This window comes from Streptomyces sp. MBT53 (genome assembly GCF_016654115.1).
Lineage (GTDB): Bacteria > Actinomycetota > Actinomycetes > Streptomycetales > Streptomycetaceae > Streptomyces.
Genome location: NZ_JAEQAZ010000040.1, coordinates 42,982 through 69,328 on the forward strand (window position 1 = coordinate 42,982; position 26,347 = coordinate 69,328).

General features: G+C 70.4%; 27 protein-coding genes and 1 pseudogene. 11 read left to right on the forward strand and 17 right to left on the reverse strand.

From position 1 onward, the window contains the following. The first annotated feature begins 151 nt into the window (after positions 1-151). Positions 152-2,578 (forward strand): SpoIIE family protein phosphatase, encoded by a 2,427-nt coding sequence (locus JHN45_RS17070; protein ID WP_201049599.1) that lies wholly within the window; start codon positions 152-154, stop codon positions 2,576-2,578. A gap of 312 nt (positions 2,579-2,890) precedes the next feature. On the opposite strand, the gene JHN45_RS17075 is transcribed toward JHN45_RS17070, so the two are convergent. Continuing rightward, the gene (locus JHN45_RS17075; protein ID WP_236583760.1) at positions 2,891-3,580 is read right to left on the reverse strand and encodes an NAD(P)H-binding protein; all 690 of its coding nucleotides are present in this window, start codon (positions 3,578-3,580) and stop codon (positions 2,891-2,893) included. A gap of 219 nt (positions 3,581-3,799) precedes the next feature. Between JHN45_RS17075 and JHN45_RS17080 the strand changes: the two genes are divergently transcribed. Further along, positions 3,800-4,009, forward strand: coding sequence for a hypothetical protein (locus JHN45_RS17080; protein WP_201049600.1), 210 nt, complete (start codon positions 3,800-3,802; stop codon positions 4,007-4,009). Positions 4,010-4,055: 46 nt separating this feature from the next. Here JHN45_RS17080 and JHN45_RS17085 read toward each other — a convergent pair whose 3' ends face one another. Further along, entirely contained in the window at positions 4,056-4,679 is a 624-nt protein-coding gene (locus tag JHN45_RS17085; RefSeq protein ID WP_201049601.1) for an NADPH-dependent F420 reductase, read from the reverse strand. Positions 4,680-4,765: 86 nt separating this feature from the next. Continuing rightward, positions 4,766-5,500 (reverse strand): SDR family NAD(P)-dependent oxidoreductase, encoded by a 735-nt coding sequence (locus JHN45_RS17090; protein WP_201049602.1) that lies wholly within the window; start codon positions 5,498-5,500, stop codon positions 4,766-4,768. 138 nt (positions 5,501-5,638) lie between these two features. On the opposite strand from JHN45_RS17090, the gene JHN45_RS17095 reads away from it, so the two are divergent. Next, positions 5,639-6,550, forward strand: coding sequence for a LysR family transcriptional regulator (locus JHN45_RS17095; protein WP_201049603.1), 912 nt, complete (start codon positions 5,639-5,641; stop codon positions 6,548-6,550). Between the two features lie 197 nt (positions 6,551-6,747). Here JHN45_RS17095 and JHN45_RS17100 read toward each other — a convergent pair whose 3' ends face one another. Then, a complete protein-coding gene (locus tag JHN45_RS17100) occupies positions 6,748-7,119 on the reverse strand; it encodes a MerR family transcriptional regulator (RefSeq protein ID WP_201049604.1) in 372 nt (123 codons plus the stop codon). 119 nt (positions 7,120-7,238) lie between these two features. On the opposite strand from JHN45_RS17100, the gene JHN45_RS17105 reads away from it, so the two are divergent. Together JHN45_RS17105 and JHN45_RS17110 are read left to right on the forward strand one after the other, a co-directional pair. Then, a complete protein-coding gene (locus JHN45_RS17105; RefSeq protein ID WP_201049605.1) occupies positions 7,239-8,321 on the forward strand; it encodes an alkene reductase in 1,083 nt (360 codons plus the stop codon). A gap of 25 nt (positions 8,322-8,346) precedes the next feature. Further along, complete coding sequence (locus tag JHN45_RS17110; protein ID WP_201049606.1) at positions 8,347-8,685, forward strand: putative quinol monooxygenase; 339 nt, start codon at positions 8,347-8,349, stop codon at positions 8,683-8,685. 870 nt (positions 8,686-9,555) lie between these two features. Here JHN45_RS17110 and JHN45_RS17115 read toward each other — a convergent pair. Further along, positions 9,556-10,659 (reverse strand): serine hydrolase, encoded by a 1,104-nt coding sequence (locus tag JHN45_RS17115; RefSeq protein ID WP_201049607.1) that lies wholly within the window; start codon positions 10,657-10,659, stop codon positions 9,556-9,558. Positions 10,660-11,033: 374 nt separating this feature from the next. On the opposite strand from JHN45_RS17115, the gene JHN45_RS17120 reads away from it, so the two are divergent. The 4 genes from JHN45_RS17120 (at position 11,034) to JHN45_RS17135 (ending at position 15,623) form a co-directional block, all read left to right on the forward strand. Continuing rightward, positions 11,034-11,273 carry a hypothetical protein gene (locus tag JHN45_RS17120; protein ID WP_201049608.1) on the forward strand — a complete coding sequence of 80 codons (240 nt, stop codon included), beginning with the start codon at positions 11,034-11,036 and terminating at the stop codon, positions 11,271-11,273. 208 nt (positions 11,274-11,481) lie between these two features. After that, positions 11,482-13,500 (forward strand): histidine kinase, encoded by a 2,019-nt coding sequence (locus tag JHN45_RS17125; RefSeq protein ID WP_201049609.1) that lies wholly within the window; start codon positions 11,482-11,484, stop codon positions 13,498-13,500. Continuing rightward, on the forward strand, positions 13,485-14,144 hold the full coding sequence (locus JHN45_RS17130; protein WP_201049610.1) for a response regulator transcription factor: 660 nt from the start codon (positions 13,485-13,487) through the stop codon (positions 14,142-14,144). The genes JHN45_RS17125 and JHN45_RS17130 overlap by 16 nt, the downstream gene beginning before the upstream one ends. A 213-nt stretch (positions 14,145-14,357) precedes the next feature. Beyond that, positions 14,358-15,623, forward strand: coding sequence for an alpha/beta fold hydrolase (locus tag JHN45_RS17135; RefSeq protein ID WP_201049611.1), 1,266 nt, complete (start codon positions 14,358-14,360; stop codon positions 15,621-15,623). 569 nt (positions 15,624-16,192) lie between these two features. Here JHN45_RS17135 and JHN45_RS17140 read toward each other — a convergent pair. From JHN45_RS17140 to JHN45_RS54045, 4 genes are all read right to left on the reverse strand, one after another. Beyond that, entirely contained in the window at positions 16,193-17,236 is a 1,044-nt protein-coding gene (locus tag JHN45_RS17140; protein ID WP_201049612.1) for a ketopantoate reductase family protein, read from the reverse strand. Between the two features lie 141 nt (positions 17,237-17,377). Beyond that, a complete protein-coding gene (locus JHN45_RS17145) occupies positions 17,378-17,638 on the reverse strand; it encodes a hypothetical protein (protein ID WP_201049613.1) in 261 nt (86 codons plus the stop codon). Between the two features lie 201 nt (positions 17,639-17,839). Next, positions 17,840-18,226, reverse strand: a complete 387-nt coding sequence (locus JHN45_RS17150) for a helix-turn-helix domain-containing protein (protein ID WP_201049614.1) — start codon at positions 18,224-18,226, stop codon at positions 17,840-17,842. Between the two features lie 247 nt (positions 18,227-18,473). Next, a complete protein-coding gene (locus tag JHN45_RS54045) occupies positions 18,474-18,596 on the reverse strand; it encodes a hypothetical protein (RefSeq protein ID WP_268982268.1) in 123 nt (40 codons plus the stop codon). Between the two features lie 22 nt (positions 18,597-18,618). Between JHN45_RS54045 and JHN45_RS17155 the strand changes: the two genes are divergently transcribed. After that, positions 18,619-19,395, forward strand: a complete 777-nt coding sequence (locus JHN45_RS17155; protein WP_307783122.1) for a helix-turn-helix transcriptional regulator — start codon at positions 18,619-18,621, stop codon at positions 19,393-19,395. 290 nt (positions 19,396-19,685) lie between these two features. On the opposite strand, the gene JHN45_RS53005 is transcribed toward JHN45_RS17155, so the two are convergent. From JHN45_RS53005 to JHN45_RS17185, 6 genes are all read right to left on the reverse strand, one after another. After that, the gene (locus tag JHN45_RS53005; protein WP_201049615.1) at positions 19,686-19,865 is read right to left on the reverse strand and encodes a DUF2255 family protein; all 180 of its coding nucleotides are present in this window, start codon (positions 19,863-19,865) and stop codon (positions 19,686-19,688) included. Positions 19,866-20,045: 180 nt separating this feature from the next. After that, complete coding sequence (locus tag JHN45_RS17165; RefSeq protein ID WP_201049616.1) at positions 20,046-20,738, reverse strand: TetR/AcrR family transcriptional regulator; 693 nt, start codon at positions 20,736-20,738, stop codon at positions 20,046-20,048. Between the two features lie 40 nt (positions 20,739-20,778). Next, positions 20,779-21,540 (reverse strand): SDR family oxidoreductase, encoded by a 762-nt coding sequence (locus tag JHN45_RS17170; RefSeq protein ID WP_201049617.1) that lies wholly within the window; start codon positions 21,538-21,540, stop codon positions 20,779-20,781. A gap of 113 nt (positions 21,541-21,653) precedes the next feature. Then, the gene (locus JHN45_RS17175) at positions 21,654-22,958 is read right to left on the reverse strand and encodes a replication-associated recombination protein A (RefSeq protein ID WP_201049618.1); all 1,305 of its coding nucleotides are present in this window, start codon (positions 22,956-22,958) and stop codon (positions 21,654-21,656) included. A 103-nt stretch (positions 22,959-23,061) separates the two neighbouring features. Next, the gene (locus JHN45_RS17180; RefSeq protein WP_201049619.1) at positions 23,062-23,430 is read right to left on the reverse strand and encodes an MmcQ/YjbR family DNA-binding protein; all 369 of its coding nucleotides are present in this window, start codon (positions 23,428-23,430) and stop codon (positions 23,062-23,064) included. Beyond that, positions 23,427-23,822, reverse strand: coding sequence for an MmcQ/YjbR family DNA-binding protein (locus JHN45_RS17185; protein ID WP_201049620.1), 396 nt, complete (start codon positions 23,820-23,822; stop codon positions 23,427-23,429). Before JHN45_RS17185 ends, JHN45_RS17180 begins: the two co-directional genes overlap by 4 nt. Before the next feature lie 134 nt (positions 23,823-23,956). Between JHN45_RS17185 and JHN45_RS17190 the strand changes: the two genes are divergently transcribed. Continuing rightward, positions 23,957-24,907: an AraC family transcriptional regulator gene (locus JHN45_RS17190; RefSeq protein WP_201049621.1), complete on the forward strand. Its 951-nt coding sequence runs from the start codon at positions 23,957-23,959 to the stop codon at positions 24,905-24,907. Between the two features lie 72 nt (positions 24,908-24,979). Here the strand turns inward: JHN45_RS17190 and JHN45_RS17195 are convergent, their stop codons facing one another. Beyond that, entirely contained in the window at positions 24,980-26,065 is a 1,086-nt protein-coding gene (locus JHN45_RS17195) for an alcohol dehydrogenase catalytic domain-containing protein (protein ID WP_236583761.1), read from the reverse strand. A 58-nt stretch (positions 26,066-26,123) separates the two neighbouring features. Next, positions 26,124-26,347 (reverse strand): annotated as a pseudogene (locus JHN45_RS17200) (carboxylesterase/lipase family protein); the annotation flags it as partial.

A 26,347-nucleotide genomic window follows, 5' to 3' on the forward strand; every position in this document is an offset into this window, starting at 1 on the left:
GCACTTACAGACAGATATAAGTAGTACTCATTTTGTCTAACGTTGGCATCGGTTGAGCGGGACGCGCCAGGGCGCGATGCTGGACGCACCGCCCGTGACGTGTGGTACGGCGGGTCCGGCGTCATGGCAGGAAACGAGAGTGGGTCGTCCCATGGACAACCAGTCCGCCGTCTCCGGTGCGGCACGAAGCACCGGAGTACCCGAGGACTTCGCGGTCGTCATCGATGCCGAACTGAACGTCATGGCATGGAGCGCCGGCGCCCGGGCCCTGCTGGGGCACTCGCCGGACGACGCCGTGGGCCGTCCGGCCGCCGACCTGCTCGCCACGGACCTGCCCCACTCCGCCGGCCGACGCCTGTCCGCCGGAGAACCCTGGACCAGCGACGTGGCACTGCGCCACCGCGACGGCGACCGGGTCGTCGCACGGCTGCGCGGCACCCCGCTGCCGACCGGTGAGACCCGCCCGCTCTGGCTCGTGACGGGCGCCGCGGTGACGTACGCCTCCGGCCCGAGCACGGCCGACGCCGCCGAACTGTGGGACCTGACGCTCGCGCAGCTCCCGCTGTCCGTCGCCGTCTACGACCGCGGGGCCCGGTTCGTGGCATGCAACCAGGTGATGAGCCAGGCGATGGGCCTGACCAGCGACGAGATGAAAGGTCTGACCCTCACCGAGATACAGGCGAGCCACGAGCAGATGGACCTTCTCCAGCGGCAGGTCCTGCGCACCGGGGACGCGATCCACAGCGAGCAGCAGCCGGGCCGGGCCCCGGGCGAGGTCCAGGACCATGCCTGGTCGGTCTATCTCACCCCGCTCAAGGACCCGGGCGGCTCGGTGCGGGGCCTGTCGGCCCTGGTGATCGACACCACCGAGCAGTACTGGGCCAGACGCCGCCTTGAGGTGCTCAACGAAGCCAGTGCGCGCATCGGCAGCACCCTGGACGTGACGCGGACCGCGGAGGAACTCGCCGAGGTGGCCGTCACGGGAATCGCCGACTTCGTCGTCGTCGACCTTCTGGAGTCGGTCGTCCGCGGAGACGAACCGGAGCCGGTCCCGCCCACGGGACCGGTCGTCCTGTCCCGCTGTGCCCACGCCTCGGTGCTCCCGGGGTGCCCCGAGGCCGTGGTGCCGGTGGGCGAGACGGCCACCCGCCCCTCGCACTCCCCGGCGGCCTGGGCGCTGCGCACCGGCCGCGGCACCCTGCACCGCATGGGGGACCCGGTGCTCCGCGAGTGGCTGGCGGCGTCCCCGGCTCGCCGCGTGTCGGCCCGCCGGTACGGGATGCACTCGGTGCTGCTGGTCCCGCTGCGCGCCCGTGGCGTCACCCTGGGCCTGGTGTACCTGGTGCGGCACCGCACGCCGGAACCCTTCGGAGACGACGACCTGCTGCTGGCCGAGGAGATCGCCGCCAGAGCGGCCGTGAGCATCGACAACGCCCGGCGCTACACCCAGGAACGCCGCACCGCGCTCGCACTTCAGCGCAGCCTGCTGCCCGAGCGGCTGCCCTCCCCGACGGCCGTGGAGCTCGCCCACCGGTATCTGCCGGCGGGTTCCGCGAGCGGGGTGGGCGGCGACTGGTTCGACGTCATCCCCCTGTCCGGAGGACGGGTCGCCCTCGTGGTGGGTGACGTGGTCGGCCACGGCATCCACGCCTCCGCAACGATGGGCCGTCTGCGCACCGCGGTCCGCACACTCGCCGACGTCGACCTCGCCCCCGACGAACTGCTCACCCAGCTCGACGACCTCGTCGTCCGGCTCGACCGGGAGGAGGGACCCGACGCCCGGGGATCGACGAGCGGTGCGTCGGGCGAGGTGGGCGCGACGTGCCTGTACGCCGTCTACGACCCGGTCTCCCGCAGCTGCCGTCTGGCCCGCGCCGGTCATCCGCCGCCCGCCCTGGTGAGCCCCGACGGGACCGTGCGGTTCCTCGACCTGCCGGCAGGGCCGCCCCTGGGAGTGGGGGGCCTGCCGTTCGAAGCCGTCGAGGTGGAACTGTCGGAGGGCAGTGTGCTCGCCTTCTACACCGACGGGCTGATCGAAGCCGCCGACCGGGACATCGACAAGGGACTGGGCCTGCTGCGGGACGCGCTGAGCCATCCACCTTGCGGGCTGGAAGACATCTGCGACCACGTGGTCCGCAAGGTGATACCGACCGCCCCCGCCGACGACATCGTGCTGCTCCTGGCCCGCACGTCCGCACTCGGTGCCGACCGGGTTCACACCTGGCAGCTCCCCACGGACCCTGCCATCGTCGCCAGGGCCCGTCGGATGGCCGGCGATCAGCTGACGGCCTGGGGACTGGAAGAGCTGACCTTCGCCACCGAACTCATAGTCAGCGAACTGGTCACCAACGCCATCCGCTACGGCGGCGCCCCCGTCGAACTGCGCCTCCTGCGCGGCGACGCACTCGTCTGCGAGGTTTCCGACGGCAGCAGCACCGCCCCGCACCTGCGGCGGGCCCGCTCCTTCGACGAGGGCGGACGCGGGCTCCTCCTCGTCGCCCAGCTCGCGGACCGCTGGGGCAGCCGGCAGACGCCCACCGGAAAGACCATCTGGGCGGAGCTGCCGCTGCCGACGTGAACGTCCCCCGTTGTGTCGGCACTGCCGGGCTGGAGATCCTTGTGGCGGGTGGCGGCGTCAAGGCGTGCGCGGCGAGAGGCGAACTCCTGGGCGCCGACCATGGTCAACAGCGTCCCGATCGCCGACGGAAGGCCTCCTGCGACTGCGCGCACGTCGCCCCTCCTCGCGACCAAGGAGGTGGCTCAGGCGTCTGGTCGCAAAGAACGGCACTGGTGCTGGTACTCCAGTTGCACTTCTCCATGTTCCCTGGTCACGGGGCCCTTTCGGCGCCTGGTCGGCTGACGCCGCATCAGGCCGGTGGTGGTTCGTGACTCACTCGATCGGGGCGCGTGCGGCGCTGGCAGTGGCAGCGGCGGGCGATGCCTTGATGGCGGCGGCGCCAGCGGGACCACTCCAGCCGCCGCGCGGGCGACCGGTGCCGGGCCGAGGTATCAGCGACCTCGTCCTAGCGGGAGGACGCACGAGGAATCCGGCGCGATCGGTCGTGCTGTGCGCGATGTTGGCGATCCGCACGACGGAAGACCGCACTCCCTGCTCGGCGAGGCCGACCACGGCGGTTTCCACGACGTTGCGAGCCCGCAGGGTGCCCTTGTAGTCGTCGCCGCCGGGAAGGGCCGGGTCCTCCTCGGTGGCAGGCCGGCCCAGGTTACCTGGCGAGCCTATGCTCCCCGCCGCGACCAGCGGCTTTCCGGTTCCCGCCAGTGCCTCGCCGTACGCGAGCATGATCGGGAGCTCCGCGGCGGCCACGGCGTCGATCCCGCCGGAGAAAAGCAGATCCTGCCGGTGCGCGACGTGGACTACACCGTCGGAGTCCGCGGCAGCCTCCTTGAGCCCGTCGAGATCCTCGAGGTCGCCGCGGCGCACCTTCGCGCCGAGCGCGGACAACGCCGCCGCGGCCGTGTCCGAGCGGGCCAGGCCGGTGACCTCATGTCCGGCGGCGATGAGCTCGGGGACGATGTACGAACCGGAATGGCCGGTCCCACCGGTGACGAAAACGCGCATGGTGCTGCTCCTCCTGAGAGTAGGTCGAGTGGCTGCTTCTCCCCGTGCCGCAGATCCACTGGCGTGATGTGGCGCGAGACGTGGTGGTGCGGGTGCGCTCAGCCGCGAATGCTGACGCCGAGGAAGGTTCGGTGTGCCTGACGGAGTGTGCGACAAGGCCCAGTTGCGCCAGGGCGACGTCCTGCGGAGCTCGCGCCACTGGCGGCTGCCCGGTCTCAGATGCGCGTCGGCGGGGGCGGCCTCGGCGATCTCCTGCGCGCCGGAACTGCCGTCAGGGGTGGCAAAGCCCTGGAAACCGGGGAGACGGGGTTGGTGATGTCGATGATGACCTTGCCCTGCAAGTACGTCCCCGTACTCACTCACCACCGCCGCCTCGCCGACCCAGGGCACGGCGAGGACAACGATCTCCCCGGCCGGGTCACCCGTTGAACAGGGCGCACGGCGCCCTGTTCGCCGACTCCTCGGCCCAGGGGGCTCAGCCGGTGAATTCGTTGACGCCGAGGGCGAAGTCCCAGTGGCCAACCCCGTTGCCGGCGAGGCCCATGGTGACCAAGCCCATTCCTTCCAGCCAGTGCGCCATTTTCAGGCCGCCGACGTCCAGCGGGCGCAGCCCGAGGCTTTCGACGAATGCCCCCACGCCCGCCTTGGCCCGCGCACTGTCACCGGCGATGAAGACGTTGGGCCGGCCCTTGTCCAGGACATTGCGGAAGATGGTGTTGAAGGCCTTCACCACGCTGGCGCCGGCCGGGGCCACCTTGGCGACCTCCTGCGCGATCGAGGTCTCCTCGCCGTGGGCGAGTCCGTCGAACGCGGCGTTGAAGGGGTTGCTGATGTCGACGACGACCTTGCCCGCGAGGGCGTCCCCGTACTCGGCGACGACCGGAACGACACCGTCGTACAGCAGAGCCGTGATGACGATGTCCCCGGCCGGAACGGCGCCCCACTTGCCCGTCGTCGCGCCGCCGCCCAGAGCCTTGGCCAGGTCATCGGCCTTGGACTGATCGCGGCCCATGACCTCGACGGTGTTGCCGCCCGCCAGGGCGAGCGTGCCGATGGTACGGGCCATGTTGCCCGTACCGATGAGGGTGATGCTGCTCATGAGGTGTGCCCTCTTTCTGTGCTCAAGGTGTCGTTGTGGCGACCAGGGCGTTGCGGGATGCGCCCGCGGCATTCCTGGTGGGTGGGTCAGATGGCAGTGGTGCCACCGTCGGCGACCAGTTCCAGGCCGTTGACGTAGCTGGAGTCGTCGGAGGCGAGGAACAGGGCGACGGCGGCGATCTCTTCGGGGCGGCCCATCTTTCCGCGGGGGATGAGGGACTCGAATGCGGCCTTGGCCGCCTCGTCGAACAGTTCCTCCTGTTTGGCGGTGGCGACCTGACCGGGGGTCAGGACGTTGACCCGGATCCCGCGGTCGCGCAGTTCGTTGAGCCAGACGCGGGCCCAGGCCTGCTGGACGGCCTTGCTTCCCGCGTAGAGGCTCCAGTCGGGGAAGGCGCCGAGGGACGCATTGGATCCGGTCATGAAGATCGAGCCGTTGTCGTTGATCAGCGGCAGTGCCTTCTGCACGGCGAACAGGGTGCCGCGCGCGTTGAGCCAGAAGGCGCGGTGGAACTGGTCCTCGGTGATCTCGCCGAGGACGGCGGGTTCGCCCGTCCCGGCGCTGGCCCACAGCACGTCGATCGAGCCCTTTTCCCGCTTGACGGTGTCGTACAAGCGGTCCAGGTCGTCCAGTTCGGCCGCGTCGCCCTGTACGGCGGTGACATTGCGGCCGATCAGCTTGACCGCATCGTCCAATGCTTCCTGCCGCCGGGCCTGGATGAAGACGTGCGCCCCTTCCTCGACGAACAGTTTTGCGCCGGCCAGTGCCAAGCCGGTGGATCCGCCGGTAATCACCGCTACCTTGCCATCGAGCTTTCCCACGATCACTCCGTTGAATTAATGGGCATCCGAATCAAATTCACTGGGTACCTATTCAGGCTGCCATTGTCCTGAGTGGGTGTCCAAGACTTCTTTTGGTCGCGGTGATACCCTGAAGGCATCACCGGACTGGGAGACGCCATGGATCTGGACCTGCGCAAATTGCGCTACTTCGCCGCCGTGGCCGACCGGTTGCACTTCGGCCGCGCCGCCGAAGAGCTGCATATCGCGCAGCCGGTGCTCAGCCGGCAGATCCGCGCGCTCGAGCAGGATCTCGGCGCCTCGCTGTTCACCAGGGATCGCCACGGCGTCGCGCTGACCGACGCGGGCCGACAACTGCTGGTCGACGCCGGTCCGCTGCTCGCCTCCGCGCATGCGGTCCGCCGCCGGGTGTCCGTGGCCGCCCGCGGCAGCCGGCGGCTGATGGTCGGTTTCCGGGCCGGCATCCCCGTCATCCCGGCGGCACGTGCGTTCGAGGCCCGGCACCCGGACGTGGTCGTGGACGTGCAGCGGATCGAAGGGGACGACCAGGGCCCGATGCTTCTCGACGGCCGCATCGACATCGGCTATGTGCGGCTGCCCATCGACGAGGCCGGACTGCACGTCACGCCGCTGTACACCGAGCCGCGGGTGGCGGTGCTGCCCGCCGGCCACCGGCTGGCCGGCAAGGAGGAGGTCACCGAGGCGGACCTGGTCGGCGAACCCCTGGTCTGGCATGCCGACCCGGCCACTCAGCCCACCAGGCGCCCGCACCCCAACGCCGGATACCTGGCTCGCGGGGTGGACGAGACGCTCGAGCATGTAGCGGCCGGCCGGGGCATCTCGTTCCTGGCCCGTTCGGCGACCGTGTTCTACTCACATCCGAACATCATCTATGTGCCCATCCCGGAACTGACGCCCGACCAGGTGTGCCTCGCGGTGGCGGCATCGCAGACCTCGCCAGTGGTCGATGACTTCATCACCGCCGCTCAGGAGACGGCCGAGATCACGGCAGAATGTGGAAACTATGAAATGTGGCAGCCTGGAATCGATGCCGTTTCACAGCAGAGGTGAGCAGTCCGCCCGACTAAAACAGTGCCGACAGGGGTCACACACCCGCAGCAATTGCGAAGGCATTGAGCTCGGGGATGGAGCGAAGTAGGCGCACCGTGAGCATCAATATCGTCGCGCGACCACTTCTGGAATGATGAAAATCATGAACTCGTAGAATTCATCAAAGGAATTTTCGATCAATTCGGGCGCGGGCGACCTCATGCCGCGGTCCTACGGGTGTCGCGATGGGCCTGAGCCGCGGCGATCAGACCGTCGAGGGAGTCACGAGTGCCGAGAAGCTCCACGATGTGGGTGGAAAGCCGGTCACGTTCCTTGGCCATGCGTTCCAGTGCGGCGTCGGAGTTCTCGTCGCTGGGCGCGTCCCTGCACGGCATCAGTTCCAGGATGGTGCGGCTGGACAGCCCGGCCACGTACAGGCGCTGGATGAAGACGACCCGCTCGATGTCGCCGTCCGCGTAGTGCCGCTGCCCTCCGGTGCTGCGGGTGCTCGTGAGCAGGTTCTGCTCCTCGTAGTAGCGCAGTGAACGGACACTCACCCCGGTCCGCGCCGCGAGTTCACCGATCCGCATCTCACCCTCCCGGTGGTGCCCCCGCCCCAGGGGCTTGCCCCTCACACTGATGTCAGGTTCTAGCGTACCTGTCGGGCCCGCCGTTCCTGGGCCTTCCACCCGTACGAAGGAGATGTGGCATGACCGGCAGGACCACGCTGTTCGACCGCTACCGCCTGAGCGGTCTGGAGCTGCCCAACCGGGTGGTGATGGCTCCGATGACCCGGGGCCGGGCGGCGGCCGGGAGCCTTGCCACCCCGTCCATGGCGATCTACTACGCCCAGCGGGCCACCGCCGGTCTGATCGTCACCGAGGGCGTGCAGCCCAGCCTGGTCGGGCAGTCCAACCCGGGCACCCCGGGCCTGTACACCGACGAGCACGTGGCCTCCTGGCGGCCCGTCACCGACGCCGTGCACACCAACGGCGGGCGGATCTTCGCCCAGATCATGCACGGCGGCCGGGTCTCGCACCCCGAGACCACGGGCCTGCAACCGGTCGGACCCTCGGCGGTGGCGGCCGCGGGCGACGTGTTCACCCCGACCGGGCCTCGACCCGCGCCCGTCCCCCGCGCCCTGAACCTCTCCGAGGTGCCCGAACAGGCCCGCTCCTACGCCGAGACCGCCCGGCGCGCCGTCGACGCCGGCTTCGACGGCGTCGAACTGCACGGCGCGAACGGCTACTTGATCTCACAGTTCCTGTCGTCCAACGCCAATCTGCGCACCGACTCCTACGGCGGCCCGATCGCCCACCGCATCCGCTTCGCCGTCGAGGCGGTCGCCGCCACCGTCGACGCCATAGGCGCCGGCCGCACCGCGATCCGGCTCTCCCCAGGCGGCACCTTCTGGGGCGTCGAGGAGAGGGAGGTGCCGGAGCTGTACGGGGCCCTGCTCGCCGAACTCGCCCGCTTCGACCTCGCCTACGTCCACCTGGAGGCGACCGCCGAGGAGGAGGTGCTGGTGGGACTGCGCCGCGCGTGGCCAGGCAGCCTGGTCATGAACCCGGCGGTACCGATGGGCCCCAAGCAGGCCGACCGGGCCGCAGCCGACCGCTGGCTGGGCCTGGGCGCGGATCTGATCAGCTTCGGCCGCGCCTTCCTCGCCAACCCCGACCTGGTGGAACGGCTGCGTACCGGACTGCCCGTCGCGCCCGACGACCCGGCCACGTACTACCAGGGCGGCGACTCGGGCTATCTCACCTACCCCGCCTACCAGTACGCCGCCTGACCGACACGAAGGACGAGAAAGAACCATGAATGCGCTGAACAAGCCCCAGGAAGACGCCCGGACGACCGTCATCATCGCCGGCCGCGTCTTCGTTCCCGTCGAGGAGGTCGAGACGTTCGTCGCCGAGGCACGCGCGACCTCGTACCCGCTCGCCGCGGCGAATCCGGGGAACGTGCTGATGTCGTTCTGCGTGGAGGACGCGGCGACCGGAGCCGTCACGGTACTGGAGCAGTGGACGTCCCAGGAGGCCCTCGACCAGCACGTGGCCACACCGGAGATCACGGCGCTGCTCACCGAATGGGGCCCGCGGATACGCAATGAGGTGCGCAGGTTCGACGCCGACGAGAAGAATCGCCGATCCTGAGCCGAGCCGGGTCAGGCGGGTGACAGCGGCCGCCGCCGCGAACATGTCGGCGACCGCCACAACACCCGGGCGACCCCTTGAGGTGTCCGGCGCGAACCGGCACGTCGGTTGAGCGGGCCACGACCACACCGTCGTCGGCGGTGCCGTACATCCCCGCGGCGAGGTACAGAGGCGCGGATGCGCGGCGGCTTCCCTTGCCGATCGTGAGGCTGGGATGGTCCACCAGACCAGGCCCACTCGCGATCGCCGTGGCCGACGGGTGGAAACCGCGCCCACCGTCGTCGCTGCGCCACATCAGGACGGCGCGGCGGCCCCTGGGTGGCCACGACGCAGCACACGAAGGCGCGGCCACGGCTGTCGAAGGCCACGGCCGGATTGCCGTCGAAGTCCGGTACCAGGCCGGGCAACAGGCCTCCGGCCCGCCACGTGCTGCCGGTGTCGAACGACGCGTACGCGGCTGAGCCGATGCCGGATCCTACGAACACCCGGCAGACGCCCAGGAGGTTGCGCGGATCGAGTGGATTCACTGCGACGACCGGTTCGATGCACGCGGCGAAAGCATCATCGGTGACCCGTACGTTGCCCGGCGTCTTGTCTTCTTCTCGCCTCACCGGTGTCGCCCTTCGGGGTAGGTTGCGGGCCGCCATCCACGACAACACCGACACCGGGACGCCGGCGAAGGCCCGCCGCGACACCATTCGACCGAATGCCCCATGCCAAAGGTCCCTTCCGACCCGCCGATCGCCATCCCGGCGAGGGCATCCGGCGTGGAGCCGACCACCGAGTGGCCGAATGCAAGGAGCGCCCTCAGCCCACCGTTTCCAGCTGCTACCTCGTTGCGGACCAGGCAAGGAGTTCGGCCGTTGGCGGCTACGAGGGGCAGAGGGCGGCGGTCAGCAGGGCAAGGGCCGCGGGGCCGGCGTCGGTGCCCCAGTCGGTCCAGTCCACGGTGACCTGTCGGGTGCCGTCCAGTGTGTGGAAGGAGACGGTGCGATAGCCGGGAGTGCCGCCGCCGTGGCCCACGATCGTGCCGCAGGGGAGCGTGGCGATCTCCAGGCCGAGGCCCCAGCCGCCGCCGCTGGGGTCGGCGGTCATCTCCCGCAGTTCGGCCGGGCGCAGAAGGCCGCCGCTGAGCAGGGTGCGGAAGAAGCGGTCGAGGTCGGCGGTGCTGGAGATGATCTCGCCGGCAGCACCGGCGACGGACATGTTGACGGTGGTGTAGTCGACCGGGACGAGTGTTCCGTCCGCTTTCTCCACCGGTTCGTAGCCGTGGGAGTGGGGCCCGGTGAGGAAGGGGGAGGAGCCCGGCAGGCGGGTGTCCCGGAGTCCGAGGGGCCGGATGATGCGCTGGTCGATCTCGGTGCGGTAGGAGCGGCCGGTGACCTTTTCGATGATCATGCCGAGCACGATGTAGTCCGTGTTGGAGTAGTGGTGATCGGTGCCCGGCGGGAACAGCAGAGGGCGGTTCCCGGCGCCGTCCTTGACGGCCCGTCGGACCAGCTCGGCGGGGGTCCAGGTGCGGAAGCGGTCGCGGGGGGCGTCGCCGTCGAGCAGTCCGTCGGTGTACTCGGGCAGGCCGCTGGCGTGCTGGAGCAGATCCCGGACCGTGATCCGGTCGCCTCCGGGGGCGGGAACGAGGCCCGGGAGCCAACGCTCGGCGGTGTCTGACAGGCGCAGTCGTCCCTCACCCACCAATTGGAGCACCACGGTGGCGGTGAACGTCTTGGTGACGCTTCCGGCGCGGAATCGGCCGTCGACAGGCGCGGGCTGCCGACCGTTGAGCACGGACCTGCCGCTGCTGCCGCGCCATACGGCGCCACCCTGCCGAACCTCGGCGACCGCGCCGATCGCACCGGTTGCCGTCACCCGATCCAGCGCCGCCTGCAAAGCGGTTACGTCCGGTGCCGCGGCGGTCGGTGCGGCGACCGCACCGCCCGCCGCGGCGACCAGCGTGCACACCGTCAGCAGTGTCAACGCCCCGCATAGTGAGCCCCTCATCGTTCTCCCGCCCTCACTGTTCCCTGTGATCCCCGTCGTAGTGGCGTGGACGATGCTGCCCGTCTACGCCAGTTCGACAAATCCACCTCGGGGACGAAGGGGTTTCCCTGAACAACGGTCCGGCCACCCCGAGGCCGGGATCAGGGGTGTCCCTGACCTCGCCATGGCGGCCGGGCAGGGCGGCTGTCGTGGCGGAAACGCGAATGTCCTTGCCGACCTGGGGCGATGAACCTTGCTGAGGGGTTCTGTCAGTCCAGGCGGAGAGGACTTTTCCACGTGCGGGGTATCGGGTTGCGTCCCACGACCCAGGTCGGTGCCGATACTTCGGGGATGGTCGGACATGCGGAGGCGTGCCTGCTGGTGGATCTCGCGCCGATGTCACCGGCCCGACCGCCGCGTACTCGACGACGTTACGGCCGCGTCGGCCGCGCGGGGCCGGACCTGATCCAGGCAGGGTCGCCACCGACCGGGCGGTGATGCTCGTCGACGCCGGCGAAGTCGTCGCCGATCTGGCCGTACCGCGGGACCAGGCAGGGATGTTCAGCTCCGTCGCCTCGATACCGGCGGCCCGAAGGCTGCTCGCCAGCTGACGGGAAGGAACGGTTTGTCTGCCCCCGGCCCGCGCCCCAGCCCCGTGAAGTCGCCCGGCTGCGGGCCACCGGCCCCGGTGAGGGCGTCACCCCTGCCCGTCCGCGCACCAGTCGACGATCAACGACGTCTCCTCACCTCCGCCGAAAAAGCCGATTAGTCTGCCGGAATGGAGATCGTCGAGCGGTCGCCCGTCGTCGACGTAGGCCGATGAACGGCGTCGCGGGACACGTGTGGGCCCTCTCCCTCGTCGCGGCGGTCTGCGTCCTGATCACGGTCCGTCTGCTTGCCGTACGCAGGACCGCCGGTGCCTCCCTCACGGGAGCCGTCGTGCTCACGCTGGCCGTCGCCGCGGTCCCCGCCGTACGCGGTGAACCGCCGCACTACGTGGCGGGGGTCGCGCTGACGGCCGGTGGGCTGATGGCGGTCGTCTGGGCGACGGGCCGCTCCCGTCGGCAGCGGTCGGCCCGCCGGTCCGCGCTGGCGGACTACGAGGCCGGCACGGTGGCGGTCCCGCTGTTCGCGGCGCTGGCGGAACGGGACCGGCTGGCGGCGGAGTTGCACGACGTGGCCGCGCATCGGCTGACCGGGATCGTGGTGGCCGCGGGCGCCGCGCTCAGGCTCGCCGACCGGGAACGGACCGGTGACGCGCTGCGCCACGCCGACGAGGCGGGCCGCGAGGCCGTCCGCGAACTGGAACGCCTCACCGAACTGGACGCGACCGCGGCCGGCTTCACCGAGGTCGACGCCCTGGCCGCCGCGCACGCGGTGGACTACCGGCGCACGGTCGACAGCGCACCGGCGGGCAGTGCGGAAGCGACGTACCGGGTCGTCCGGGAGGCGTTGACCAACGCGGCCCGGTACGCCGACGGCGCGACCGTGCGCGTCCGGATCGAGGCGACGGACGACCCGGACGAGCCCGTGCAGGCCGGTGGCGGACACGTGTTCGTCGTGACCGTCACGGACGACGGCGGTACGGCCGTCGAGCCGGGCCTCGGGACCGGGCGCGGTCTCGCGGGGCTGGCGGCCACGGTCACCGCGGCGGGCGGGACATTCCGCGCGGGACCCGTGGGGCAAGGCCGTGGAGAGGGCTGGCGCGTGCGGGCCTCGCTGCCTGCGGCGACGGTTCTTCCCCGCCGCCGGTGGCCCCGGTGGCGTGGGACGGCCGCGCTCGACTACGCGCTGGTGGCCCTGGCGATCGCGCTGTCGCTCGGTGCGAGCCTGCTGTCGGCCGACGTACCGGCTCCGTTCGGCGGTCTGCTGCCCGCGCTGGTGACGGTCGTGCTGTCGGGCCTGCACGCCGTGCCGCTGGCCTGGCGTTCACGGGCGCCCGGCCGCGCGCTGGCGGCGGTGCTGTCGGCGCTGCTGCTGTGGTGGGCCTGCGACCGGGCGGGCTGGACCCAGCCGCCGGTGAGCGACATCTTCCTGGTGTACGGGTGGGTCGAACTGACGCTCGCCCACAGCGTCGGTCTGCGTCTGCCGTGGCGCCGAGGCCTGTTGGCGCCGCTCGCCGTGGCGGTCGTGGGCGGGCTCGCACTGGCGAGCGGCAGCGGCATCACCGGCAGCCGTACCGCGGCCTGGGCCGTACTGGCGGGCGTGCTGGCCCTCCCCGCCCTCGCCGTCTGGTCGTGGGGGCGCTGCACCGCCCGGCGGCACGAGCGGCTGCGGGCCGCGGATGCCCGGCGGCGGGTGCTGCTCGACGAGGACGCCGACGCGGCGGTGTCCGCGCAACGTCTGCTGTTCGCCACCGGGCTGCGGGACACGGCGCTCCGGCACGCGCGGGCGGTCGTCGCCGCCGCGGAGAAGGGGAACCTGCGGGCCGTACGGGAAGAGGCCCGCGCCGGACTGACCGCTCTGCGGGACCTGCTGTCCGCGCCGTGCGCGGGGGACGCCGCCGACGACGCCCCGCCGCCCACCGTCTCCGGGATCACCGCGCTGGCCGCGCGCTACGGCGCCGTCGTCCGCTACGCCGGGGCACGCCGTCCACTGCCCGCCGCCGTGGAGGTCTTCGCGTACCGGACCGCCTCCGCGCTCATGGCCGTAGGGGTCACCCTCACCGTGCGCACGCTCCCCGACGGCGTGGAGGTCTCCGGTCCGGCACCCGCCGCTCCCGGAGTGGAACGGCGGCTGCGCGTCCTCGCGGACGCCGCCGGCGGTACCCTCTCGACGACCGACAGCGGCGCGGTCCGCGTGTGGCTCCCGGAGGCGTTCCCATGGCGATCAGAGTGACCGTCGCGGACGACCAGGCCGTCGTACGCGCCGGGATCGCGGCGATCCTCGACGCGGAACCCGACCTGTGCGTCGTCGGGCAGGCGCCGGACGGCGACACGGCGGTCGAACTCGCGCTCTCGGCGCGACCCGACGTCGCGCTGATGGACGTCCGCATGCCGGGGATCGGCGGGCTCGCGGCGACCGCCGCAATCACCGAGCGCAGTCCCTCCACCCGGGTCCTCGTCCTCACCACTTTCGGTCTCGACGAGTATCTGTTCGCCGCGCTGCGCGCCGGGGCCGCCGGTTTCCTGCTCAAGGACGCGGAGCCGGAGCGGGTGATCGACGCGGTACGGGTGGTCCACGGGGGCGCCGCGCTGCTCGACCCGGCGGTCACCCGCAAACTGATCGACCGCTTCACGGACACGCCAGGCCCGCTGGACCCCGCCCGCCTCTCCCCGCTCACGCCGCGCGAGACGCAAGTGCTGCGGCACGTCGCGCGGGGGCTGTCCAACGCGGAGATCGCGGGTGTGCTGGGGGTGAGCGCGGCGACCGTGAAGGACCATGTGTCGGTCGTGCTGGGGAAGTTGGGGGTGCGGGACCGGGTGCAGGCGACGATCGCGGCGTATGAGACGGGGTTGATCAGGCCGGGTGGTGGAGGGTGAGGGCGGGGGTGGGTGTGTCGGCCGGGCGCGGGAGTCTCGATCCAACTGGCGGACGGCCCCTGACAGTTGTTACGGCACCGCGCCTGCCGTACCCGAGCCGGTTCCCCCGCCGTAAGGAGGGGACGACACCCCGCCGCACGGCGGCCCTCTCCCCCGCCGAAACCGTCCCTGAGCTGGACGGGAAGCGCGCGTCGGCTTCCTAGCCTCGAAGGCATGTCACGCATACTTCTCCGTCGTGTCGCCGGCGGTGTCCTGCTGTTCCTGGCTCTCCTGCTGACCCCTGCCGTGGCGGTGGCCGGTTTCCTCGCGGCGGCGTTCGTCACCGCGAGCGTGCCGGTGTTGGCCATCGTCGGTCTCGTCTGCGGCGCCCTGGCCGGCGGAGTGCTGGGCCGGGCGGCGTTCGCCCTATTCGGCCTCGCCCGCCGCCCGGCGCGGCGGGCGACCGCGTTCGTCACGGCCGGCCTGACCGCGGCCGTCGCCGTCCTCGCCGCCGTCACCGTCCTCCGTCCGATGCCCACCACGACGGCCGCCCCCACCCCGCCCGGCGTGCGGTTCTGGGATCTGCCGACCGGTTCACGCATCGCTTACGTCCACGCCCCCGCCTCGGGCAGGGCCAGACCGACCCCGGTGATCTTCCTGCACGGCGGTCCCGGCACCCCCGGCGAGGGCATCCCCACCGGGGGCCGTGAACTCGCGGCGGACGGCTTCGACGTCTACTCCTACGACCAGCTTGGCGCCGGCCGCTCCACCCGGCTGCGGGACGTCACCGGCTACACCGTCGCCCGCCAGGTCGCCGACCTGGACGCGATCCGGCGCACACTCGGCGCCGACCGGATCATCCTGGTCGGCCAGTCCTGGGGCGGATCACTCACCGCCCAGTACCTGGCCGCCCATGGCGGGCACGTCGCCAAAGCGGTCTTCACCTCGCCGGGCGCGCTGTGGGGCCGTCAATACCCCGGCTCCCAGGCCGGGGAACCCTGGAACCGCCTCTCCCCCGCACAGAAGGCCCGGCTCGACCGGCTCAACAGCGCGCCCCGCATCATCACGGCGAGCCTGCTCCTCCAGATCAACCCCGGCGCCGCCCACGCGCTGGTCGGCGACCGCGAGGTCGACCACTGGATGCACGAAGTCGCACTACAGGGCAAGGACAGCACCTCGTGCGACAACGCTCCGCCCGCCAAGGCGCACGACAACCCTCAGGGCTTCTACAGCAACCAGATGACCGTCAAGGACTTCGAGCGACTCCCCGACCCCCGGCCCCGCCTGCGCACCCTGCACGTCCCCTCCCTGATCATGCGAGGGGAATGCGACTTCATCAAGCCCGCCGTGACCGCCGAGTACCAGCACACCCTCGCAGGCTCCGCGTTGGTGACCGTCGAGGGAGCGGGACACTCCATCTCAGGCGAACAGCCCCGCCGCTATACCGCACTGCTGCGGGCGTTCCTCCTGGACGAACCGCTGCCGACGGGCACCGGCTGAATCCAAACCCGGTGGTCGGCTCGGCGGGAGCTTCGCGCGGGCCGACGGCACCTCCGGTCTCCAGGACCTGCCGGGGTCCTGGAGACCGAAGCGGTCGTCCGGTGTCCAGCCGAGGACGACCTGGACCCAACGGCCCCTGAGGGTCTTCGAGATGTACACCGGCCACAGCGGTGCCGGGGCCGTGTCCGACCGGCTTACCCGGTTCCGTCTCCAGGCCGTGATGATCGGCTCCATCAACGCCCACTGCTCGTCCGACAAGTCGCTCGGTCGGAGTCGTCTCCGAACCGAGGGGGAAGGAGGGGCCTGCCACAGCGAGAGCGGCGTCCGCCCAATCCAGCCGGAGGCCTGGAACTTTCGCGCAGCGGAGTCCCTTACCGACGCGATGGTGCTCCATCCCTTCTCCCGAGGTGGAGAAACATCCCTGACGTCAGGACGCGAGCTTGTCCACCGGACCGCTCATCGACCTGGGTCACATCGCGTCGACTGGACAGCCCAGGACATAGGACTTGTCGACCTCGCTGCGCTCCAGTTGCCCCTTATCGATGCGGGGGACACAGGCCTGGGTGACTCTAGCTCTGCGTGTTTACTTGGCTGGCCGCTTCATGTGCCTCAAGCCGCGCCAGCAATTCCTGCAGGGCAGCCATCCGTCGGCCCTGGCGCCGGCCGTCGGCCAGGTCGGCGCGCATTGATTCGACGTCCTGAACGCGAACCTTGCCCCCGTGCTGGAAGCGGCTGAACGCCTGATAATCCAGCGGCCGAACCTCACGTTCCAACTTGAGGTTCACGGAAGCCGTCAGGCGCGGGCCAAGAACCGCGGCCATCACTTTGCCGAGCAGGCCGTTCTGGGGCAGCGACATGATCTCGGCCTGCGCACGGCAGGCCAGCCGCCAGAGTTCCCTGTCCGCCACCACGGTGGAGAAGTCGTCGGGCCAGCCGGCGATCTCGCATGCCGAGAACATGGGGAAGAAGGCACTGGCACTGTTGACCAGGAACGGGTTCACCGCGCTGCAGCGCGAGACGCCGTTGCGATCGTAGAGTGCGGCGAACTGCTTCGCAGCCGCCTTGTTGCTGGCTCCGACGCGGAAACCGACCTTGTTCGCAGGATGCCTGTAGCAGACGCCGGCCTTGGCAACCAGTGCTGGATCTGTCGGTGCGTGGACGGGCAGCTCGGCGCCGGCCTGATGGCTGAGCATGCTGAGCATTCCGGCCAGCAACCGATCGTCGGGAATACGCATGACGTCCAGGTAGTGCTCGCGCAGCCCTTTGCCGATACCACACATGATCACTGTCGCGTCGGTGCCGCGGATCGCGTCGCCGAGGGCGCGCAGCAGGGCTGTGCCTTCGGCCGAGCGGCTGGTATGGCCGTCGAGCGTGACGACGACGAACTGGAATCGCGGCTCGACCAGTTCGTCGACGCCTTCGACGACGGTGTGGCCGGCGAACGTCTTGAGTGCGGCGTCGTCGTACGAATAGAGCTGTTGCGGGGCCGCGAATGCAGCTTTTCGTCCGGGACGGACGAGGAGTGTGATGTCAGCACCGGCCAGGCTCAGGTGGTAGCCGACCGCCATCCCTACGGCACCAGCGCCAACGATCAATACTGAGGGCTTGCTCATCGTTCTTTTCCTCCGGATGACGGGACAGAACCGGTACTGCGTCCAAGCACGAGCAGTTTCATGACGGGGAATTCTTTGCGTTCGGACTGGAGCAGGCGTGAGGTCCCGGCCACACCTGGCGGACGGTTGTGGGCGATCGATTCACGCGGCGGTGCGTCCGCCGTTCCTCCCGGCCAGTTGCCGGGCCCGCTCGTGTGCGTCGGCGAGGGACGCCTCGTGCAGCGCCATGATGGACCAGCACGGAAGGCCGTACAAAAGGAACATCGATGTCCGTACGGGACGGGGATGTGCGTCATGGAGGCCGCAGATCGACCGGATGCGGCCGGGAGCCGGGGCCGCCGTCGCCGCCGAGTGGAAGGACTTCGTCCGGCAGGTGCTGGACCGGATCGGCGACAGGAGCATGCCAGTGGGCTCCGTACTGGGGGGCTCCCCCGCGCTACCGCGATCCTGCAGCGCGAAACCCCCGGCGTCTCCCGTGATCAGGAACGTGACGAGCACTGGGCCCACGCTGCCGCCGCACACTGATGTCCGACAAGTGGGTTCGCTTCGAAGGCGCGACAACGTTTTGAGAGGCTTGTCCCCTCGACCGCCGGGTCCGGTCGGTCACCGCGCGTCGGCCGTACCAGAACGCTCTCGGTGCCGGCGGATCTCGTCATGGTGATCGGCGGCCCAGCCGATCATGGAGGCCACGATGTCGTTGAGGCTGGCACCCAGCGGGGTGAGCGCGTACTCCACGCGCGGTGGAACCTCGGCGTAGGCGGTCCTGGAGACCAGGCCGTCGTGATGGAGCTGGGCCAGAGTGCGCGAGAGCATGCGCTGCGAGATACCGGGGATAAAGCTCTGCAGCTCCTTGTAGCGCATCACGCCGCCGCCCCGCAGGCTCCCGATCACCATCAGGGTCCACTTGTCGCCGATCCTCTCCAGGACCTGGCGGATGAAGTCCGCGTGCTCGACCGGGACCGCGGTGCAGGCTGCCGGAAGTGCCGACATCTCCGGCGCGGTGTCATTCGCGTGGGCTGCTACCGCCTCCATTGCGGACCTTCCCCTCCGGTCGCGGACACGAGTGTTCCTCTTGTACGGCACTCCATACTGGCCCATGACTACGCTACGCACCAAGCGTAAGCATCCAGGTGAGCGCCCTAAAAGAAAAAATTCGGCCCGCGGCCACCTCCCTCCAGGACGCCCGGACGACCGGGGCCGTTCTAACGCGACCTGGCCGCCTCGCCCGTACTGCACTTCAGTGCGGCCGGCGTCTCGGCCGCTTCACCGACTCGCCCGGCAGACCCCGGAGCAGTCCGCCGCCACCGCCGCCCAGGACCAACTCGTCGAGGAGTTTCCCGGGGGAGCGCATATCTGTCACACGCCGTCGCGGTGGGGCCACGGTGGCCCACTTCGCCCAGCTCGCCGGAGTCAGCGTCGACTACTACGTCCGCCTGGAACGCGGACATACCCAAGGCGTCTCCGAGACCGTTCTGCACGCCGTGGCCCGCGCCCTGCAGCTGGACGACACCGAACGCGCCCATCTCTTCGACCTCGCCCAGCCCACAGCGGCCCGCGCCCGCAACCGGCGACCACCACCGCCGCAGCGCGTGCGCCCGGCCGTGTACCGGGCCCTGGACTCACTCGCCGTCCCAGCCGTGGTGCAAGGACGCCGCATGGACGTCCTCGCAGCCAACCGACTCGGCTACGCCCTCATCGCGGACTTCCAGTCCCGGCCCCACCGCGAGCGCAACGCCGCGCGCTTCGTCTTCCTCGACGACGCCGCCCGCGCGCTCTACACGGACTGGGAACGGGTCGCCACCGACTGCGTGGCCACACTGCGCCTGTACGCCGGCCGTCACCCCGACGACCCGCAGCTCACCGAACTGATCGGCGAGCTCTCTCTGCACAGCGACACCTTCCGCCGCCTGTGGGCCGACCATGACGTCCAGGCCCACACCACCGGCAGCAAGCGCCTCCACCACCCGCTCGTCGGCGACCTCACCCTCGACTACGTGGTTCTCGCCATCGAAGGGGACCCTGACCAGACTCTCGTCATCTACACCCCTGAGCCGGAGTCCCCCAGCGCGGAAGCCATCGACATCCTCGCCAGCTGGACCGACACCACCGCTACCGAGTCGCGCGCCGCCCCTGAAGAATCACCCGATCCCGCCGGCTGACGCGGCTCCGGGAGATCGGGGAGCCCACCAGCGAGTTCAGGTGCCCTCGAATAGGGACAACCCCAGCGTCCCCTCGACCTCCTGGCTGCGGCGGCTCCTTCCGGCAGCATTGAGGCACCACGCCCAGGCGACAATTTGATGACGAGGGAAACACCGCTTCCGGCGACAAGGACGGGGACCTCGACATGAACGGGACGTTCACGACGTCCGACAACGCCGGCTGAGCCTGGAGGAACGATCAGCGGGGCACGAGCTTGAGCGTGGTCCCGTGCGCCGACAAGGGGTCCGGCCTACTGGTCGCCGTACCGGCCGTACTTGCCCCGACAGGCCTCGTCCACCCGACCGTTGACGGCCGGGTCGCTCTCCGGCACCAGGGCTACGTCCCTGCCAACGCCGCTCGCGCCGATGTGGCCGGAGCCCTGCGCCCGGGCGGTGCGGTACCAGGAGCCGTCCGGGCCGCCGGGGCGCACGCCGGCAGTACCAGGAGGCCACGGTCCCGGCTGAGCCGTCGGCCGCTGTTGATTGCGGGGAGGTCCGTCCGCCGCTTGCCGGTATTCGTTGCCGGTCGAGGCACGCGTACCTGCACCTGTCCCGGTTCCCGATAGGGCAACGTATCGGGGCCCTCGAAGCGTGAACTGGTGGTCCGGGGTTCAGGATCCGGTGCGGTAGCGGGTGAGCATGAGGGCGACGGCTTCGTCCACGATCGTGGTGTCGGTGGGGTCGGGCGGGACGAAGTCGGTGCGTACGAGCTGGGGCCACAGGAGTTGACCGCAGATCATGCCGAGGAACTGTTCGGCCACCGCGGAGGCCGGCTGTGGCTGTCCGTTGGCCGAACGGAAGTCGAGGGTGCCGGCCTGTGCTTCGGCGTCCAGGTAGTCGCGGAGCCGGTCGAAGAAGGGTCCGCGGTCGATGGCGAAGCCGGTGCCGACGATGTCGGCGAGTTCCGGCATCTGGGGAAGTTCGGTGATGATGAGGCGGCACAGTGCCGCCGTGCCGGGCCGCGAGACCAGGCAGGCGTAGTCGCGGCCGATGTGGTCCAGACCGTACCGGGGATCGCCGGGCGGGGGCGGTGCGGCGTACTGCACGTCCAGTTGCCACTGCTCGGAGGTGACGGCCGCGAACAGCGCTGCCTTGGAGGGGTACCGCTTGAAGAGGGTGCCGGTGGAGACGCGGGCCTCCCTGGCGATCTGGGCCAGGGAGGTCTTGTCGTATCCCCGGGCGAGGAAGAGATCGCGGGCGGCGCGGATGATGCGCGCGCGGTTCTCCGCTTTGATCTGCGCGTGATACCCGGGCCGGCACGTATCGCCACCGGTTTCCGTTCGCTCACGGTCCGCCACCGACATACCCACGCCCTTCGCCCGTCTCCCAGCCGCGTTCTCGCTGTCAGAGAACGGTCTGGCCACCGTCCAGGATAAGGTCCTGGCCCACGGCGAAGGCGGCGGCATCGGAGGCCAGGTACACGACGGCTTCCGCGACCTCCTCGGGCAGACCCATGCGCCCGAGGGGAATGCCGGAGCTGATCGCCTCCAGAACCGCCTTCTGCTGCCCGGGATCCTCGATCCCGAGCTTGGAGCCGGAGTACAGCGGGGTGTCCACCGGGCCGGGGCTGACCGCGTTGAACCGGATGCCGTGCGACCTGAGAAGGTCCGCGTTCCACGACCGCATCAGGGAGCCGACGGCCGCCTTCGTCGCGGCGTAGGCGTTCGAATGCCCGTAGCCGCCGTGCGCGCTGTTGGACGCGTTGAGGATGACCGAGGAGGGGTTGGCCAGCACGGGCACCAGGGCCTGGGTGAGGAAGAAGACGCTCTTGACGTTGATGTCGAAGAGCCGGTTGTAGCTGTCCTCCGTGTGGTCCTCGAACGGCCGCCAGTCCGAGACGCCCGCGTTCAGGAACGCCACGTCCAGCTTCCCGAAGTGCTCGCGCACCCGTTCCGCCAGGCCGCGCTGCGCATCGAGATCGCGTGCGTCGGCCTGCACCACGGGCACCTTGTCCCCGAGGATCTGCCGCGCCCTGTCGATGCTGGCCGGGGTGACGCCTGTGACCAGCACGTCGGCACCCTCCGCGACAAAACGCTGCGCGGTCTCCAGACCGATCCCACTCGTGCCGCCGGTGATGAGGGCGCGCTTGCCCGCAAGACGATTCATGTGCATTGTTCCTTGCCAAGTCATTAGGTAAGTCGATTGACTCACCATCTGAAGGTAGCCTCCGCGCCACCCATGAGGCAAGTCGATCCACTTACCATCGTCGTGTCGGCCGGTCAGCCGCCTTGCCGGCGGGTGCGCAAAGCGGCCCAGTGGCGCAGGCGCTCGGTGATCTGGGCTTCGTAGCCGTTGCGGGTGGGCTGGTAGTAGGACTGGCGGTCCATGCCGTCGGGGAAGTAGTCGTCACCGGAGAAGCCGTCGGCCGTGTCCGGGTCGTACTGGTAGTCCTTGCCGTAGCCGAGGTCCTTCATCAGCCGGGTAGGGGCGTTGAGGATGTGGGCGGGTGGCATGAGTGAGCCGGTGTTCCGGGCTGAGCGGTGTGCGTCGTTGAAGCCGCGGTACACGGCGATGGACTTGGGGGCGGTGGCGAGGTAGACGACGGCCTGGGCGATCGCCAACTCGCCCTCGGGGGAGCCGAGTCGCTCGTACACGTCCCAGGCGGCGAGGGCCTGCTGGACGGCGTGGGGGTCGGCCATGCCGATGTCCTCGTTCGCGAAGCGGACCAGGCGGCGGGCGACGAACAGGGGGTCTTCGCCGCCGTCGAGCATGCGGGCGAGCCAGTACAGGGCCGCGTCCGGGTCGGAGCCGCGCATCGACTTGTGCAGCGCGGAGATCAGGTTGTAGTGGCCCTCCTGCGCCTTGTCGTACAGCGGGGCCCGCTGCTGGATGTGATGGGCGAGCCCGGCGGTGTCCAGGGCGGTTCCGGTGTCCGGGAGGGCTTGGAGCTGTTCGGCCATGTTGAGGAGGTAGCGGCCGTCGCCGTCGGCCATGGCGATCAGGGCGCGGCGGGCGTCGTCGTCCAGGGACAGACGGTGGCCGGTGAGCTGCTCGGCGCGGTCGAGGAGCGTGGACAGTGCGGCTTCGTCGAGGCGTTTGAGGACGAGGACCTGGGTGCGGGAGAGGAGGGCGCCGTTGAGTTCGAAGCTCGGGTTCTCCGTGGTGGCGCCGATCAGGGTGACGGTGCCGTCCTCGACGTAGGGCAGGAAGCTGTCCTGCTGCGCGCGGTTGAAGCGGTGGATCTCGTCGACGAACAGCAGGGTGCCCCGGCCGATGCTCCGCCGGCTTCGTGCGGCGGCGAAGACCTTGCGCAGATCGGCCACGCCGGAGAACGTGGCCGACACCGGCTCGAAGGCCAGGTTGCCGGCATCCGCGAGGAGCCGGGCGATGGTGGTCTTCCCTACGCCCGGCGGGCCCCACAGGATGGCGGAGCCGAGGCGCTGCTGGGCGACCATGCGGCCCAGCGGGGCGTCCGGCGCAAGGAGGTGGTCCTGCCCGACGACATCTTCCAGCCGGGTGGGGCGCAGGCGGTCGGCGAGGGGCCGGGCGGGCTCCTCGCCGAAGAGCGGCAGGGTCGGTTCCATAGGTCTCTCGGGTGGGAGGCGGGCGTGTGCGGACGTGGCGAGCCTTGCACGGAGCACTGACATCAGGCGTCGGCTCAAGTGTTCACGGGGAAGCTCGCGGTGCTCATCGGGCGCTGGGGCGGTCGCGTCGCGGCAACCGCCCGGCGACCAGGTCGTAGGAGTCCTCGACCGCGCCGGCGACCAGCCGCCCGGTGATACCGGGTCCCGGCCCGAGCGAGATCCAGTGGCGTTTGTCGAGGTAGCGGCCCGGTGTGATCGAGGCGTGGCCGCGTACGTGAGCGCGGGCGTGTTCGGGTTCGCACTTGACCGTGATGATCTGCTCGTGCGGGTCGTCGGTGACGATCAGGAACACCTTGCCGGCGACCTTGTACACGTCGAGTCCCGGGGTGAAGGGGTACCCGTGGCTGACGTCGGGGAGGGCGAGGGCCGCCCGGCGGGCGGTGTCCTGGAGCCGGTCGCCGGCCGCGCTCACCGGGCCGCCCGTGTGCCGGTGCCGTAGGTGTGCGGGTCGACGGGCCGCTCGGCCCTGGGGAGGTGGGCGACGACGAGCCGGTAGGAGTCGGTGACGAGCTCCCTGATGAACTCCTTGTCGACGCCTTCTCCGCTCTCCAGGGTGATCCAGTGCCTCTTGTTCATGTGGTAGCCGGGGGTGATGTGGCTGTACTGCTCCCTCAGGGCGTCGGCCTCGCCGGGGTCCGCCTTGAGGATCACGACGGGACGCCCCGGGACCTCGGTCATCAGCATGAACACCTTGCCGCGCACCTTGTAGACCTCCCAGTCGGCCCCGAAGGGGTGCTCCAGCTGAGCTCCGGGGAGTTCCTCCGCGCAGTCGGCGGCGGTCTTGTGCAGGGCCGATCCGTTCATGGGTGGTGAGCCTTCTCAGGTGGGAGGGACTGTGGCGTCGAAGGAGGAGGCGGCGGCGGGCGCGCCGCGCGGGCACGGTGGCACGATCCATCCTTCCGCCGCACCCGACGGGAAGGGCGGTAGGCTGCGGACACGTGATGGTCGACAAGCGACACTCCGGGTCGAGCGGGCAGGCCGGACCGGCCGCGGTTCCGCTCTACGGTTTCCAGCCCCCGGTCGGCACTCCGTACGGCCTCGAAGTGCATACCGTCGAGGATTTCTTCGCCCGGCACGACGACTGGCCGTGGAACCCGCCGCGTCCTGGGCGTGCCACCTTCCACTACCTGATCCTGGTCACCGAGGGTGAGTTGCGGCACGACGTCGACCACGTCACGCGGACCGTCGCCCCCGGGCAGTGGCTGTGGGTGCGTCCCGGGCACGCGCAGTGCTGGCATCCGCCGGGCGCGGCCCGCGGCCCGTTCATCCTGTTCGAACCGGATGTGCTGCGGCCCGACCTCGCCCGTCTCCTGGCCCCGCTCACCGCGCACGGGGCCCCTGCCGTGCTCACCCCGCACCCCGACGACACCGCCTGGCTCCAGCAGACGGCCCTCCAACTCCTCGACGAACACCGCGCCTTGGGGCGCCGCCCCCTCGGCATCCACCACGCCCTGCGGCGCAGCCTGCTCGAATCGCTGCTGCTGCGCCTGGCCAACTCCCCGGGCATCGCCCCCGTCGGCACGGCCACGGCCGGCACCGGCCGCGCCGACAGGTACGGGCGCTTCCTGGACGCCTTGGAACTGCACTTCCGCGAGCTCCACCAGGCCGCGGACTACGCCGAGTTGCTCGGCTGTTCGGTCCGCACCCTGAGCCGTGCCGCGCGGGACGCCACCGGCAAGGGAGTGCGTGAACTCATCGACGAGCGGCGCCTCCTGGAAGCCCGGCGCCTGCTGGGAGGTGAACGGTGGGATGCCCGGGCTGTGGCCGTCCACCTCGGCTTCACCGACCCCGCGAACTTCGGCCGCTTCTTCCGCGACCGCAGCGGTCTCCCCCCGGCCGCCTTCGCCGCCGGCGAGGCCACGAACGTCCCCTCTCCGCTGCCCGGTTGACGATCCCGGTGGTTTCCGTCAGGGTCTCAGTCGACGGCATCGATGGTGGCGTCGACCGTGCCGTGTACTTCTTCAAGGCATCGGCCCCCGAGCCGATCCCGCCCAGGATGACGATGCCGGGTTCGGGGGTGGACTGGCCGTCGGCAGGACGACGACGTGCTTGCCCGGCGTGGTGCCGGATTCGACGTCGGTCTGGGCGGCACGGACCTGTTCCAGGCCGTGGTAGACCTTCGCGACCGGGACGGTGAGGCGCCCTGCGGCGATGGCCTGGAGCTGGTGGGCGAAGACGTCGGCCGGGAGGTCGGCGGCCTGACCGCCGTAGGACGTCAGCCGCACCCCGCCCGGGATCATGAACGGGGTGAAGTCGGGGATCGTCCACTGGCCCGCCAGGGCTCCGGTGAAGCAGACCGTGCCGTGGCGGCGGACGGTGCGGAGGGTGTCGGCGAGGACCGAGCAGCCCACCAGTTCCAATGCGGCGTCGACACCCTCCGGCATCAGGTCGCGCACCTGGTCGGCGATGGTGCCGTTGTCGACGAGGGGATGGTCGACGCCTGCCGCCCGCAGTTGCCCGGCCCTTTCCGGGCTGCGGGTGGTGGACAGCACGGTGGCTCCGAGATCCTTCGCGATCGTGGCCGCGCTCAGCCCGACCGTGGAGGTGCCGCCGCGGATCAGCAGGGTCTGCCCGGCCTTGAGGTCCAGGCCGGTGGTCAGCGATCCGTAGGCGGTCTGAAACATCTCCGGCAGCGCGCCGACGACCTCCCACGGTAGCCCGGTCTCGAACGGGATGACCTGCGCGGCGGGGACGGTCACGTACTGGGCGTAGGCGCCGTCGTACGAGCGGCCCATGCCGCCCATCATGGTGGCCACCTGCTGTCCCGGCCGCAGTCCGCTGTCCTCGTCGGCCTCGTCGACCACGCCGACGCCCTCGATGCCGGGCACCCGCGGGTAGGTGACCTGCGCGTCCGACTCGCCCTTGCGGGTGGTGACCTCGGACTCGTTGACGCCGAACGCCTTCACCCTGATCCGCACCCAGCCGGGCTCGCGTACGGGCACCGGCACGTCCTTGATCTCCAGTGCGTCGAGGCCACCGGGCCGGGTGACGACGACGGCCCGCATCGTCGTCGGCGCGGCGCCGTCGGCCGCTGTCGGTCGGCTCATGTCGAAGTCCTCACTCTGTTCGCCCCCTGGTGCGCTGTTCCCGATCGCCCGGTGGCCGTCAGGGGCGGGCGATGTTCTCGAACAAGTCGAGGACCACCTGGTAGTGGGTGCTGGGCTCGTAGGGAGGGTTGCCGACACTTCCCGAGACGGGCCGGTCCGTGACGGCGGGCCACATGCGGGTCCGCTCGCCGGTGACGAAGTCAAGGACGATGTCGCGGATACGCGTGTCACGCTCGGCCTGTTCAGGGCTGCGCCCTGGCTGTTCCTGGCCGACCAGGGCGT